This window comes from Peptoniphilus indolicus ATCC 29427 (genome assembly GCF_000227315.1).
Classification (GTDB): Bacteria; Bacillota; Clostridia; order Tissierellales; family Peptoniphilaceae; genus Peptoniphilus; species Peptoniphilus indolicus.
In genome coordinates, this window is the sequence record NZ_JH165061.1 from 515,502 (window position 1) to 529,454 (window position 13,953).

Consider the following 13,953-nt stretch of genomic DNA (forward strand, 5'->3'; position numbering starts at 1 on the left):
TTCTTCAGTTAATTTAATTTCAAGTCTTTCATTTCGCATTCTATTTGTCATAGATAAATCCTCCTTTGAATGTATTTCGGGTCTTAGGGTACACCCTAACAAGTTAAAAATTGATAAAAAAAGAAGCAGATCCCAAAGGGCTGCTTCATCAATTTTTTCGTAAGTGTCCGTACACTTACTGTGCTTGCTACAAAAGAATAATTAGAGTAGCAAGCGTTAAGCAAGTTTTAAATTTATGATTATATTATACCAAATTATAATGATTTATTCAATTCGAGACTACCTGTGAATATAAAATAAAATATTCATTGACTTTTAAATTTGTGGGTGTTATAATATCTATGAATAAAAAACGAAAAATTCATAGGTTGGTTTGAGAAGTTTGGAGGTTAAAAATGGCAAAGGCATTTACAGAAGAAGAAAAGATAAAAATCAAAGAAGATATTATGGAAACTGCTCTTGATTTATTTCATGATAAAGGTACGAAATCACTTAGTATTTCGGAATTGACAAAAAGAGTAGGGATAGCACAAGGAAGTTTCTATAATTTTTGGAAAGACAAAGAATCTCTTATCATCGATTTAATGGCATATAGGTCAATACAAAAATTGGAAAACATTGAAAGAGAATTTTCAAATTCACTCACGAATCCTAAAAAATTCCTTTCAGATGTAATTTATAAGTATTCGATAGATATGACTGAGAAAATTAAAACTCAGCCAATTTATCAAGAGGCATTTAGAATATTTGCAAGTCAAGATTCAAAGAAAGTGAATAGAGTAGAAAATCTATATGGTGATTTTTTGGATAGGTTAATAGATTATTGGTACGAAAATAATGTAGTAAAAAGCGTAGATAAGCAAGGCTTATCAAATGCCTTTGTTGGCAGCTTCGTTCTATGTTCAAATTATTTCCATTTTAATAAAGATACCTTTGAAGAAGTGCTTAATATTTATATACAAAGCATTGTTTTTAAATACATAGAAATTTAATTGTATAAGGGAAGGTGATAGCAATGATTCTGGATTTTAATGAGATAAAAAAGGAAGATGTATTAGTTGCTGGAGGTAAGGGTGCTAATCTTGGAGAAATGACTTCTGCTAAAATAAATGTTCCAAGTGGATTTGTTATAACAGCAGACACATATAGAGATTTTTTAAAAGTAAATGGGATTGATATTCTCATTGAAAATGGAATTAAAAAATCAGTAGATGATGAAAGAAAACTTCTAAATGAAGCTGAGCATTTTAGAGGAAAGATAAAGTCTGGAAAATTTCCTGAAATGTTAGAGAATGCAATAAGAGAAAAATATTTTAATCTTGGAAATAATACAAGAGTTGCAGTGCGTTCTTCAGCAACGGCGGAAGATTTGCCAGATGCCAGTTTTGCAGGGCAACAAGAAACTTATTTAAATGTTCAAGGTATTGAAAGTGTATTGAATGCAGTGCGTAATTGTTATGCTTCGCTTTGGGGGAATAGAGCTGTAAGTTATAGGTTTCATCAAGGTTATGATCAAACTTCAGTTTCTATTGCAGTTGTTATTCAAGAAATGATAGAGAGTGAAAAATCAGGAGTTTTATTTACCGTAAATCCAGTAAACAAAAAAGAAAATGAAATGCAAATAAATGCAAGCTTTGGATTAGGAGAAAGCGTTGTAAGCGGAAGAGTTACAGCTGATAGCTACATTATTGACAAATCAGGGAAAATAGCCCAAGTAAATATTGGAAGCAAGGAAACACAGATTATATATGGGGATAAGGAAACTGTTGAAGTAGCAGTAAGCTCTGATAAAAGAAAAACTCGTGCATTAAATGATAGAGAAATACTTGAACTTATGAAGTGTGGTTTAGAGATTGAAAAACACTATCGCATGCCTATGGATATTGAATGGGCAATCAAAAATGATATTGTATATATTTTACAGGCGAGAGCGATTACCACATTAAAAAATTCTGAAAATGATATAACTTGCAATGATTTAATAGAGAAGTATACAAAGGGTAAAAAAATCAAAAAGGATACACGAGAAGTAATGTCATTCTTTTTAGAAAAAATGCCTTCTGCACATAGAGTCCTTGATTTCGATTATTTGATGGCAATCAATGATCAGAAAGTAAACATTTTATCAGAAGGTGGGATTATTTTACCAAGAAATCCAATTATAGATGATGATGGTATACAAACTTTTTCTGATGAAGGAAAGCGAATTGGAAAGAATATTTTCAAATTTTTTAATATCTTAAAGAACATGAAAGATTTTGAGTTCTGTTATAAGAAGTGCAAAGATTTTATGAATATATATGAAACTGAAATAGAAGAAATCAAGCACTTAAATTTTGAAAATATGACATTAACGGAGTGTGGAAATTTTTTAGAAGAAAGTTATGCTCTTTTGCAAAAGCTTGCTTATGATAGATTTAAGTATGCCTTATTTCCATCAGTATTAAATAGTAAGAAATTTACCAAAATAATAAAAAAAGTAAATAGCAATTATTCATCGTTTGATTTTTATTGGGACTTAGATAATAAAACATCGGTGATTACAAATGATGTCTATACAATGGCTTGTGAGATAAGAAAAAATGAAGCTTTAAAAAGAGCGATAATTTCCGGAGATAATTTTAAGGAATTATATAAAAATTATAATGATTTTAAGAACATAACAGATGAGTTTATGAAAGATAATGGCTTTAAATCTGATTATAACTGTTATTGTTTATCTGCAAAAACATTTCTCGAAGATCCTGATAGGCTGACAAATATATTACGACCTATATTAAACGAAAATAGTAATGAAAGTAAAGATATAAAAGATTTTTCTAAGCTTATGGAGAGTATAGAGGGAATCTATGGTAAAAAGTATCAGGATATAGAAAAACAGATAAAATATTTTAGATATTTTCATGTGGTTCGTGAAGAAAGTCAATATTTGTGGGAAACATTATTTTATTATGTCAGAAAGTGTGTTAAAAGAATTAACTTTATACTCTTGGGTGATGAAAACATAGAAATAGGAGTGGCTAATCTTTTTCATAAAGAATTACTTAAAGCAATTAACAGAGGTAATTTAAATGAATCAGATAAGGAAAAAATAAATAGGAGAAACGAAAAATTTCCTTTAGCAGTGAAAGTATGGGAAGCTTCAAAGTTATTGATTTTTAAAACGGATGGTGATGCCTTAAAAGGAGTAAGCGGAAGCACTGGTATTGCAGTTGGAAAGGTGTGCCTGATAAATAGTCCCAAAGAATTTTATAAAATGAAAAAAGGAGATATATTAGTTTGTCATCTTACAGATCCTGAGTGGACTCCATTATTTAAGCTGGCAAGTGCTGTTGTGGCAGATACAGGTTCTGCTTTAAGCCATGCTGCAATTGTTGCAAGAGAATATAATATACCGGCAGTTCTTGGAGTTGGTTTTGCAACTACCAAATTCAAAGATGGAGATACCATACAAGTAGATGGTAATACCGGCGAGGTCAAAGGTTGCTGATATGAAATCAAAAAATCAAATAGATCAAAAAGAATTGAGAAGGCAAAAGATTTTAAGTGAACCACTTTTACCTTTGATAGTAAAAATGTCTGTTCCAACAATTGTTGGTATGCTAATTATGGTTATTTATAATTTGACAGACACATTTTTTGTCGGACTTTTAAATGATAAATCGATGACAGCTGCTATTGGTGTTGTTTTTAGCTTCGTGAGTATTATTCAGGCTATTGGTTTTTGGTTTGGATATGGCAGTGGGAATATTATGTCTAAAAAACTTGGAGAACAAGATGAGGAAGAGGCAATAATTATTTCTTCAATCGGAATAGTATTTTCTATTATAAGTGGATTTTTAATAGCTATAATGTCATGGATTTTTATATCTGACTTGACAAAGTTCATTGGTGGGAATGCTTCTGTTAACTTATTTAAATTTACTACTCAGTATTTAAAGGTGATTATAATAAGCGTTCCATTTAGTCTGTATTCAATTACTATTTATAATCAATTACGACTTTGTGGAAATGTAAAAGATGGAATGATAGGTTTACTTTTAGGAATGTTTAGCAATATGATTCTTGATCCTGTATTTATGTTTATATTCAAGTTTGGGTTTGTTGGAGCTGGATATGCAACTTTGACAGGTCAAATAATTGCGTGTATTGCACTTACTATGTTGGCAAAAGGAAATGGTAATATTCCTGTTTCTTTGAAAAATGTCAAATGTAGTAAAGAACGCATATACCATATTCTTGTAGGAGGAATGCCTAACTTTTCAAGGCAAGCAATTACAAGTGTTTCTCTCATTTTATTGAATAGAGTTGCAGCAAACTTTGGGGACAGTATTATTGCAGCTTTAACCGTTAGTTCAAGAATAGTTGCCATAGCTTATATGATTATGATTGGATGGGGGCAAGGGTTTCAACCTATTTGTGCAATGAATTATGGTGCAAAAAAATATGGCAGAGTTAGATCAGCATTTAATTTGACAGTTGTTGTTGGAACTATATTTTTGATTATATCAGCAGTGGTGCTATATATTTTTTCGGAACATTTTGTTATTGCAATGTCTAAAGATAGTGAAGTTATTTCTATAGGAGTGCAAATACTTAGAATGCAATGTATGACAATTCCGTTCTTAGCCTATTATGCGATAAGTAGTATGTTGATGCAAAACATAGGTAAATATTTTTGGTCGTTGATAATTTCGATTTCAAGGCAAGGTATTTTCTACATCCCTCTTTTATATTTACTTACTAATTTATATGAGAAGTTTGGGATATATTTGCTCCAACCAATAGCGGATATTTTGTCATTTGTTTTAGCTGTTATTGTTGTTTATAAAATAAAAAATGAACTAAAAAACGAGGGGAATATACATTATATGAATTAGCGACAGGTTGAATAGTTGGAGGAAATTACTATGTATTATTTTAGGTCTAATGCTTATATAGAAAAAAATCACAGACCTTTTTGATATTAGTAATTACCATAAAAAATCAAATTTAAAGTATAGAGAAAGAGCTGGATTCTTTCATTTCAGAGGACTTTTTATGCCTATGTGCAGAAGTCCTCCTTTTTTGCCTAAAAACGCAGACAAAAAAAGAAATGGAGGAAATAAAATGCCAAAAGAATATTACCTTTATGTCAATGGACAAAAGGTCAAAGTCAGCGAGCAGATATACAAAGTCTACTGGCGAGAAAAAGAACACGAAAAGTATTTAGAGCAGGTGGACAAGAAAAACCACTTGCTCTTTTTTTCATCATTGGATCATGACGGACATTTTGTTGATAGCATTATTGACAAAAGTGTTGATGTAGAAAAGATTGTGGAAACACAGATGATGATTGAAGCAGTCAGAAATGCTATATCAAGGCTCAATGCAGAAGAAAGAGATATTGTTGAACGCTTATATTTCAATGATGAAACGGTTCGTTCAGTGGCAAAGCTCAAAAGTATTACTCATCCGGCTTTAATCAAAAGAAGAAACAAAATACTTGAAAAGCTAAAAAAATTCATCGAAGAACTTTAGAACTTCGGTAACCAAAGGGGTCAAATTTTCCTTATTTAAAGTGAAGGGGAGTTTGACCTCCTTTACTTTATTCAATAAGAGAGAAGCCTGCTTATGGCAAATAGGAAAATGTAAAGAAAATAATCCCTTTCAAATATTGATCTTTGACAACTGAATAGACCAAGGTAGGACTTTATCTACTTGTGGAGGATTATGACTTACGCCATGACCTTTCTGCTGAAAGCAATTTCGGTTCTATGAATACTGGGTTAGCCAAGGATACAAGAAAGTGAGCGATAAATAAGAATACATAAAAAACAGAGGTGGCAATCTGTTCGGTGATACAAGTAGTGATAATGATACTTCAATAGTTTAAGCCGGCTCGTCTTAATAAGGGGCGGAGGTGAGATTCCTATGTTGCTGCCAAGCACCTACCAATGTCATAAAACTTAGTAAGATAAATAATAGTTAATTAAGGAAAATTTAAAGCGGAGGAGGTGTGTTAGTGGATAACGACTGGAATGGATTGGCTGATTTAATTGCAAATTTGATTACAAAGTACGCTGGAGTTTTAGATTTAGATAATCTTCCAAATCCAACTCCGGTAAAAAATATAGAAGATAAAAATAAATTTGACATAGCAAAAACACAGATTGAGAAAAAGTAATAAAAGTGCTATAATATACTTGATATATAAGTCCAAACCATAATTGGTAAAAATATAAAGATATAGAAAAGGATATTGAGGTTAATGCTATGTCAAAAGAAAAAATAAAAGTATACCTCTATACAAGAGTATCTACTTCAATACAGATAGACGGTTATTCTTTAGAGGCACAAAAATCAAGAATGAAGGCTTTTGCTCTCTATAACGATTATGAGATTGTTGGTGAATATGAAGATGCAGGTAAGTCTGGAAAATCTATAGAAGGCAGAGTCCAGTTTACTCGTATGATGGAAGATATAAAATCCGGAAAGGATGGAGTGTCTTTTGTTCTTGTATTTAAATTATCGAGATTTGCAAGAAATGCTGCTGATGTACTTTCGACTTTGCAAATAATGCAAGATTTTGGTGTGAATCTTATTTGTGTTGAAGATGGAATTGATTCATCTAAAGATGCAGGTAAATTGATGATTTCTGTTTTATCAGCAGTGGCTGAAATCGAAAGAGAAAACATTCGTGTCCAAACAATGGAAGGTCGTATTCAAAAGGCAAGAGAGGGTAAATGGAATGGTGGTTTTGCTCCGTATGGCTATCAACTGATTGATGGAAAGTTGTTAATAAATGAAGAAGAAGCAATTGCAATAAGAACTATTTTTGATCAGTATGTAAATACAAGTATTGGAGCTAATGGTATTTCAAAATATTTAGAAAATCATGGTATAAGGAAAATACCAAGGCAAAATGGGAAAAATCCATTGTTTGACGCAGGTCTTATAAGAAAGATATTAAAGAATCCTGTATATAATGGAAAAATAGCATTTGGAAGAAGAACTTTAGAAAAAGTTCATGGTACAAGAAATGAATATAAGCAGGTTGAACAAGATGAGTATCTAATATCTGAAGGGATACATGAAGCTATAGTTTCCGATGAAGTTTGGCAAGCTGCTCAGGTTAAGCTAAAATCTCAAGCAAAGAAATATGAGCATGTGAATAAAGGAAAAGATACACGCACACACTTGCTTTCTGGAATTGTAAAATGCCCGATATGTGGAGTGGGAATGTTTGGAAACAAGTGTAGCAAGAAAAAGAAAGATGGCACAAAGTATAAAGATTTTTATTATTATGGTTGTAAACATAGGCAGATGATAAGAGGTCATAAGTGTACATTCAGTAAGCAAATTAGAGAAGAATTGTTAGATGATGCTGTTGCTGAGGTAATAATCAAGTTAGTTAGCAATCCTAAATTTGCATCTATGATGCAGGAAAAAATCAACATGAAAGTTGATACATCAGCGATTGAAAATGAGATAGATAATTATCAAAAAGAGCTAAGGAAAAGTCATTCTACAAAGTTTAAGCTCATTGAGGAAATAGATAATTTAGATGTTGATGATAAGCACTACAAACGAAGAAAACAGGACTTAGATGATAGACTTTATCGTATGTACGATAAAATTGAAGAATTAGAAGGTCAGTTAATAGAAGCTAAGGCAAAGAAAGAAACAATAGAAGCTGAAAAACTTACTGGCGATAATATATATAAGGTTTTGATTTATTTTGACAAACTTTATAAAGTCATGAACGATGTTGAACGCAGACAGTTAATAGAAGCACTCATTTCTGAAATTCAAATTTATGAAGAGAAGCAGCCAAATGGACAATGGCTAAAATCCATTACTTTTAAGCTACCTATCATTGATGAGGATCTAAATATAAGTTTGGACAATGATAAGCAAGTTGAGACTATAGCGTTGATACAAAGAGTGAAATCGTGAAAATCCTGCATTTTAAGCAGTTTTACAAGCATTATGTCTTTAATGAAGATGGCGATGGAGGACGAAAAAAAGTCCTAAAAAATTATATTGATGTGAATGTTTGTATTGATATGGTGTGTGGAGATACAAGGAATGGATTGGAAAGTGAGGAATAAGAAATGATTAGGTGGATAATAAAAATAATATTGTTTCCAATCAGCTTGCTGCTTAGTATTCTCACTGCATTTCTAACATTCCTGCTCAGCATAGGAACAGCATTGTTATACTTGCTGATGATGTTTTGTATATTTGGAGCAATAGCATCTTTTTTGCAAAAAGAAGTTACCATTGGAATCGAAGCATTGATTATTGGATTTTTAGTTAGTCCATACGGAATACCGATGGTTGGAGCAGCCGTTATAGCATTTCTTCAAGGAATCAATGAAGCAATAAAATCAATCTAAAAAAATTCATAAAAATGGTTACCAAAGGCGATAGATAAAAACTATCGTCTTTTTCTTCGCCAATTTTTAAGGAAGGGAGGTGAAGCGATGGACTTTGACTATTTCTATAACAGAGAAGTGGAAAGATTTAATTTCTTAAAAGTACCGGAGATATTGGTTGATGGAGAAGAATTTCGTGGATTATCTGCCGAAGCGATTATCCTATACTCTATGCTTCTTAAACGGACAGGAATGTCTTTTAAGAATAACTGGATAGACAAGGAAGGCAGGGTATTTATCTATTTCACAGTTGAAGAAATTATGAAAAGAAGAAATATCTCAAAGCCAACTGCCATAAAGACTTTAGATGAACTTGATGTAAAAAAAGGAATTGGACTTATTGAAAGAGTAAGGCTTGGACTTGGAAAACCAAATATCATTTATGTCAAAGATTTTATGAGTGTATTTCAGGTTAAAGAAAATGACTTTCAGAAGTTAAAAAACTTTACTTCAGAAGTAAAAGATGTTGACCTCAGAAGTAAAGAAAATGAACTTCAAGAGGTTAAGAACCTTGACTCTAACTATATAGAGAATAATAAGAGTAAGTATAGTAAGAGAGAATATAGTTTTAGTGAAAACGGGCTTGGAACATTTCAAAATGTGTTTTTAGCTGCTGAAGATATATCAGACTTACAAATCATAATGAACTCACAGCTTGAGAATTACATTGAACGCTTGTCGGCATATATCAAAAGTACCGGAAAGACCTATAAAGACCATAAGGCAACAATCCTTTCTTGGTTTTATAAAGATCAGGGAAGAAGCAAAGAAGTGAAAATATCAAATATCCCTACATGGGAAGAATATGATAAAGGAGAACACCTATGATGAAAGAATTAGAAAAAGTAATGATAGAGGATGTAGAGTATTCTTACGATCCTGAAAAAGAATATATCAAAGACGGACACGCCTTTTGTAAAGTCTGCCATGAAAGAAAAGACGGAAAAGTGATGGAGTTCTTTGATAACAAGATGATATTTAAGATTTCTTGCAAATGCGATAGAGATAGAGAGGCAAGAGAAAAAGAAAGACAAAAGCAGATGGAAATTGAACGATTAAAGAGTAGTTGCTTTAACTCGATTATTCAGTGGTCATACACCTTTGAAAATTATCAGGGAGAAGAAAATCAAAGCCTTATCATTGCTAAAAACTTTGTCAAAGACTATGAGGAGATGAAAAAGGAAAATATCGGGCTTCTATTTTACGGCTCAGTAGGAAGTGGAAAAACCTATCTTGCCTGCTCCATTGCAAATAGCCTTATTGAACAGTATCAAATAGGTGTTAAAATAAGAAATTTTGCACAGATTATCAATGAGCTGCAAAAGGGAGGATTTGATTTTGACAAGAACGCATATATTGAATCCCTTGTAAATACTTCCGTTCTTATCTTGGATGACTTGGGAATAGAAAGAGATACAAGCTATGCTAAAGAGCAGGTATATAACATTGTCAACAACAGGTACTTAAAACAGAAACCGACTATCTTTACCACTAACCTTTCCTACGACACAATCCAAAACTGTAAAGACAGCGTGGAATATCAGAGAATCTATTCAAGGATTATAGAGATGTGTATTCCTGTTATGGTTGTAGGAGAGGATTTTAGAAAGATTATTCAAAGGGATAAGTTGAATCGAAATAAAGATAAGTTACTGAATGGAGGTGAGAGAACTTGATCAATGAAGAAATAGCAAGAAAAACGCTGAATATGGAAGTTAAAGCTGCTAAAGTAACAGGAAAGCTAATTCTGAACTTGTTAAAGAAATTGATGAAAGAAGCAGAAAAACTTGGGGGACTTGAAAAACTTGTAAATAGCAACGGAAATGAAGTAAAGCTCAAAGATATGGTAAAGAAAGGTCAGCTTGAAGAAATTCCTGTTGAAGAAGCGGAGCTTAAGGAACTGAAAAAAGAACTTAATCGGTATGGCGTAAAGTTTTCAGTGATGAAGGATAAGGAAACAGGAAAATATTCAGTATTTTTTCAAGCCAAAGATATGAAGGTTATGGATAAAGCCTTTAAGCACGCATTAGCACAGTCTGAAAAGAAAACGGAAAGGAAGGAATCCATTCACAAGAATATTGAGAAGTTTAAGGAAATGGCTAAGAACTCTGTTTCCAAAGATAAAGTCAAGAATAAACAAAAGGAGCAGAGCCTATGATAGATAAAATATTAAAGGACATCAAAGGCTTATTTAAGGTGCAGGATAAGGCAAAGTTTCTAAAGCAAAACATTCCCTATCTTGCATTTTTCTATTTAGGAAACATCTTTGCCCATCATGTGAGAAGCTATACCGGTGGTGATGTCATAGATAAAATCTTTCAGGGAATATTAGAACTTAATACCATGAGTTTTCTTCCAAGCATTCATCCGGTGGATGTAATCATAGGAGTCGGAGTGGCTGTACTGATTAAATTTATTGTCTATACCAAAGGTAAAAATGCTAAAAAGTTTAGACAGGGGAAAGAGTATGGCTCAGCAAGATGGGTTGCATAATATTAACTGAACAGGAGTGATATATAGACACACAAAAAGGAGGATAACGCCATGATAGAATACACAAATAAAATCACAGCGCTATACTCCCGCCTTTCAGTTGGTGATGAGGATAGGGACGGTGGCGAAAGCAACAGTATTGTAAATCAAAAGGCATTTTTAGAGAGATATGCAAGACAGCACAGGCTGATGAACATTCGCCACTATATCGACGATGATGAAAGCGGTAGGTTCTTTGACCGCTCCGCCTATACACAGATGATAAGCGATGTAGAAAGCGGAAAAATCGGCATTGTCATTATGAAAGATATGACAAGGTGGGGACGAGATTATCTTCAAGTAGGAAACGCTATGGAGATATTCAGACGAAACAATGTCCGCTTTATCGCTATCAATAACGGTATAGACAGCCAAGACCAAAACACATTAGAATTTGCCCCATTTATCAATATCATGTCGGAGTGGTATGCAAGGGACATCAGCAAGAAAGTTAAAACGGGAATTAAGACCAAAGGAGCAAGTGGAAAGCCCGTAGCAACAGAAGCCCCCTACGGCTATATAAAAGACCCTAACAACAAAGATTTTTGGGTAGTCGATAAAGAAGCTGCCGAAGTTGTAAAACTCATTTTTACGCTCTTTATGGAGGGGAAAAACAGAAATCAGATAGCCGTTTACTTAAAAGAGAAAGAAATACTAACCCCGACCTTTTATATGAAACAGCAAGACAGAGGAACGGCAAAAAACAAAAAGCTGAATGAAGAAAATCGCTATAACTGGAACAAAGCAACCCTAACACGCATACTGCAAAGGCAGGAGTATTGTGGCGATGTAGTCAACTTCAAAACCGAAAAGCATTACAAAGATAAGCGAAACCACTATGTCGATAAAGATAAGTGGCAGATTATAGAAAATGTGCATGAACCAATTATCGACCGAGCCACCTATGAAAATGTACAGCGGATATTGAAAAACGCACCTGTAAAAAGACCAAACGGAGATGGAGAAATCCACCCATTATCGGGACTGATGTACTGTAAAGATTGTGGAACGAAAATGCACATTCGCACCATACACAAGAACGGAAAAGTACAGCATGTAACCTATTGCAGTGAATATGCCAAAGGCAAAGCAAAACATCCAAAATGCCATTCCCCACATCGCATTGATGTCGATGATGTCATGGAAACGCTCAAAGAGATTTTACGAAAGATAGGCAAGTTTTCATTCACAGACAAATCAGAGTTTGAAGCATTGGTAAAAAGCAGTCTTGCCAAAGAACAGACAGAAGAAATCAAAAAACAGAAAAAGCGTATCCCACAAATCACAGACAGGCTGGAACAGATAGAAAGAGTGATGAACAAACTCTATGAAGATAATGCACTGGGAAATATTGAGCCGAAACGATATGAACAGCTATCGGGAAAATATGCAGAAGAATATTACAGCTTAAAATCGGAACAGGAGCAAATAGAAGAACGCTTATCCGAATTTGAAAACGCCAACCAAAGAGCAAAGAACTTTATAAAACTGGCAGAAAGCTATTCAGACTTTGAAGAACTTACCCCTACCGCTATCAATGAATTTATCAGTAAAATTGTAGTGCATGAGCGAGATGTCAAAAGAGCAAAATATGCCGTTCAGAGAATAGAAGTGTATTTCAACTATATCGGCAGATTTGAAAATGAACTGACAAAAGAAATAGAGCCGACAGAACAGGAAATGATACAGATGAGAGAAGAAATCGAAGAAGCCAAGAAAGAAAAATCAAGAGCATATCACAGGGCATATTCCAAAGAATACCGAGCTAAAAATCTTGAAAAGTTTAGAGAGTACGAACGGATAAAAGCACGAGAATACAGGGCAAGAAAGAAGCTACAAGCGACAACCTAAAACCAAAATCAACCAAGACGAAAAGAGGTTTCCTAAATCACAGGAAATCTTTTTTTGTGCAAGTAAAAGGAGGATTGAATGACTGAAAAACAAGAAACACAGAACGATGAAATACAGACAGTAAAAGAACAGACCATACCCCAAAAACCTAACAATATCATGATAAAAAAGATTAGAGGAAAAACTTTTGTAACGGAGATATATTTTAATAAAAACAGCAAAGAAACATTTCAAGATAAGCTGTTCAAGGTAGTACAAACTGAAAAGAAAGAATAAAGAAAAATGGAACACTTTGTATAAAACCTTTCAGCTTTTTTTTCTATTTGTTACAATGAAAGCCTTGAAAGTAAGTAGAGAATCTGACAGTAGAAAAATAGTCTTGAAAATGGTATAATATACTAAATATTTAGAAAGATAGATTAGAAGTTGTAAATTTTAAATTAGAGGAGTTATTATGAAAAAAATATATATGTATGTACTAGATACAATGGCAGATTGGGAGAATGGATATTTCTTACAAGGCTTGACCTTACAAAAAATGGCAGGAGCGTTAAAATATGAATTACAAACTGTTTCAGTATCTAAGAGAGCAATTAAAACTGCTGGTGGAATTACCGTTGTTCCGGATATTACTTTAGAGGAAATTGATGAAATGCAAGCAGGAGCATTATTATTGATTGGAGGAGATACTTGGCAGGAAAAGTCAAATCAACCGATACTTGAAGTGGCTAATTCGTTTCTTGAAAAGAATATATTAGTAGCTGCTATTTGTGGTGCTACTTTAGGTTTAGCAAATAAAGGAATTTTAAATTCGTACTATCATACAAGTAATGCATTGTTTTTCTTACAAGGAAGTGATAAATACCAAGGAGAGAAATACTATAAAGATACACTTGCGGTTATGGATAAAAATCTAATTACCGCAAGCTCAGCAGGTTCTTTACTTTGGGCAAGATATATCTTTGAAAACTTAAAACTATATTCTCATCAAACTGTTGAAGCATGGTATAACTATTTTTCTTCTGGAAAAGTTGAGTATTTTGGGGAACTTATGAATTCCTTTAATAAAGATATATAAATCTTAGTTTGTCAAAATGAAATAATTAAATAAAAAAAAATAATAATATAGTAACTTATGAAACAGTAAATC

General features: G+C 32.9%; 13 protein-coding genes and 1 pseudogene. All 14 read left to right on the forward strand.

All coding sequences use genetic code 11. From position 1 onward, the window contains the following. Positions 1 to 395 precede the first annotated feature (395 nt). The 14 genes and pseudogenes from HMPREF9129_RS02375 (at position 396) to HMPREF9129_RS02440 (ending at position 13,881) form a co-directional block, all read left to right on the forward strand. Complete coding sequence (locus tag HMPREF9129_RS02375) at positions 396 to 992, forward strand: TetR/AcrR family transcriptional regulator (protein ID WP_004819966.1); 597 nt, start codon at positions 396 to 398, stop codon at positions 990 to 992. A 23-nt stretch (positions 993 to 1,015) separates the two neighbouring features. Next, the gene (locus tag HMPREF9129_RS02380) at positions 1,016 to 3,490 is read left to right on the forward strand and encodes a PEP/pyruvate-binding domain-containing protein (protein WP_040552179.1); all 2,475 of its coding nucleotides are present in this window, start codon (positions 1,016 to 1,018) and stop codon (positions 3,488 to 3,490) included. A 1-nt stretch (position 3,491) separates the two neighbouring features. Then, complete coding sequence (locus HMPREF9129_RS02385; RefSeq protein ID WP_004819969.1) at positions 3,492 to 4,880, forward strand: MATE family efflux transporter; 1,389 nt, start codon at positions 3,492 to 3,494, stop codon at positions 4,878 to 4,880. A gap of 229 nt (positions 4,881 to 5,109) precedes the next feature. Beyond that, on the forward strand, positions 5,110 to 5,520 hold the full coding sequence (locus HMPREF9129_RS02390) for a sigma-70 RNA polymerase sigma factor region 4 domain-containing protein (RefSeq protein ID WP_040552460.1): 411 nt from the start codon (positions 5,110 to 5,112) through the stop codon (positions 5,518 to 5,520). 484 nt (positions 5,521 to 6,004) lie between these two features. Next, entirely contained in the window at positions 6,005 to 6,166 is a 162-nt protein-coding gene (locus HMPREF9129_RS11320) for a hypothetical protein (protein ID WP_000368177.1), read from the forward strand. A gap of 89 nt (positions 6,167 to 6,255) precedes the next feature. Beyond that, positions 6,256 to 7,938, forward strand: coding sequence for a recombinase family protein (locus tag HMPREF9129_RS02400; protein ID WP_004819974.1), 1,683 nt, complete (start codon positions 6,256 to 6,258; stop codon positions 7,936 to 7,938). A 158-nt stretch (positions 7,939 to 8,096) separates the two neighbouring features. Beyond that, the gene (locus HMPREF9129_RS02405; protein WP_037404025.1) at positions 8,097 to 8,381 is read left to right on the forward strand and encodes a CD1845 family protein; all 285 of its coding nucleotides are present in this window, start codon (positions 8,097 to 8,099) and stop codon (positions 8,379 to 8,381) included. Between the two features lie 87 nt (positions 8,382 to 8,468). Then, positions 8,469 to 9,248 (forward strand): replication initiator protein A, encoded by a 780-nt coding sequence (locus tag HMPREF9129_RS02410; RefSeq protein ID WP_004819979.1) that lies wholly within the window; start codon positions 8,469 to 8,471, stop codon positions 9,246 to 9,248. Next, the gene (locus tag HMPREF9129_RS02415; protein ID WP_004819981.1) at positions 9,245 to 10,096 is read left to right on the forward strand and encodes an ATP-binding protein; all 852 of its coding nucleotides are present in this window, start codon (positions 9,245 to 9,247) and stop codon (positions 10,094 to 10,096) included. The genes HMPREF9129_RS02410 and HMPREF9129_RS02415 overlap by 4 nt, the downstream gene beginning before the upstream one ends. Beyond that, positions 10,093 to 10,578, forward strand: coding sequence for a PcfB family protein (locus HMPREF9129_RS02420; protein WP_004819983.1), 486 nt, complete (start codon positions 10,093 to 10,095; stop codon positions 10,576 to 10,578). Before HMPREF9129_RS02415 ends, HMPREF9129_RS02420 begins: the two co-directional genes overlap by 4 nt. Beyond that, positions 10,575 to 10,904 (forward strand): annotated as a pseudogene (locus tag HMPREF9129_RS02425) (VirD4-like conjugal transfer protein, CD1115 family); the annotation flags it as partial. The gene HMPREF9129_RS02420 and the pseudogene HMPREF9129_RS02425, both read left to right, overlap by 4 nt. Before the next feature lie 60 nt (positions 10,905 to 10,964). Then, positions 10,965 to 12,803 (forward strand): recombinase family protein, encoded by a 1,839-nt coding sequence (locus tag HMPREF9129_RS02430; RefSeq protein ID WP_004819986.1) that lies wholly within the window; start codon positions 10,965 to 10,967, stop codon positions 12,801 to 12,803. Between the two features lie 78 nt (positions 12,804 to 12,881). After that, complete coding sequence (locus HMPREF9129_RS02435) at positions 12,882 to 13,079, forward strand: TnpW family protein (protein ID WP_004819987.1); 198 nt, start codon at positions 12,882 to 12,884, stop codon at positions 13,077 to 13,079. Positions 13,080 to 13,257: 178 nt separating this feature from the next. Continuing rightward, positions 13,258 to 13,881 (forward strand): DJ-1/PfpI family protein, encoded by a 624-nt coding sequence (locus HMPREF9129_RS02440; protein WP_004819990.1) that lies wholly within the window; start codon positions 13,258 to 13,260, stop codon positions 13,879 to 13,881. Positions 13,882 to 13,953: the final 72 nt, after the last annotated feature.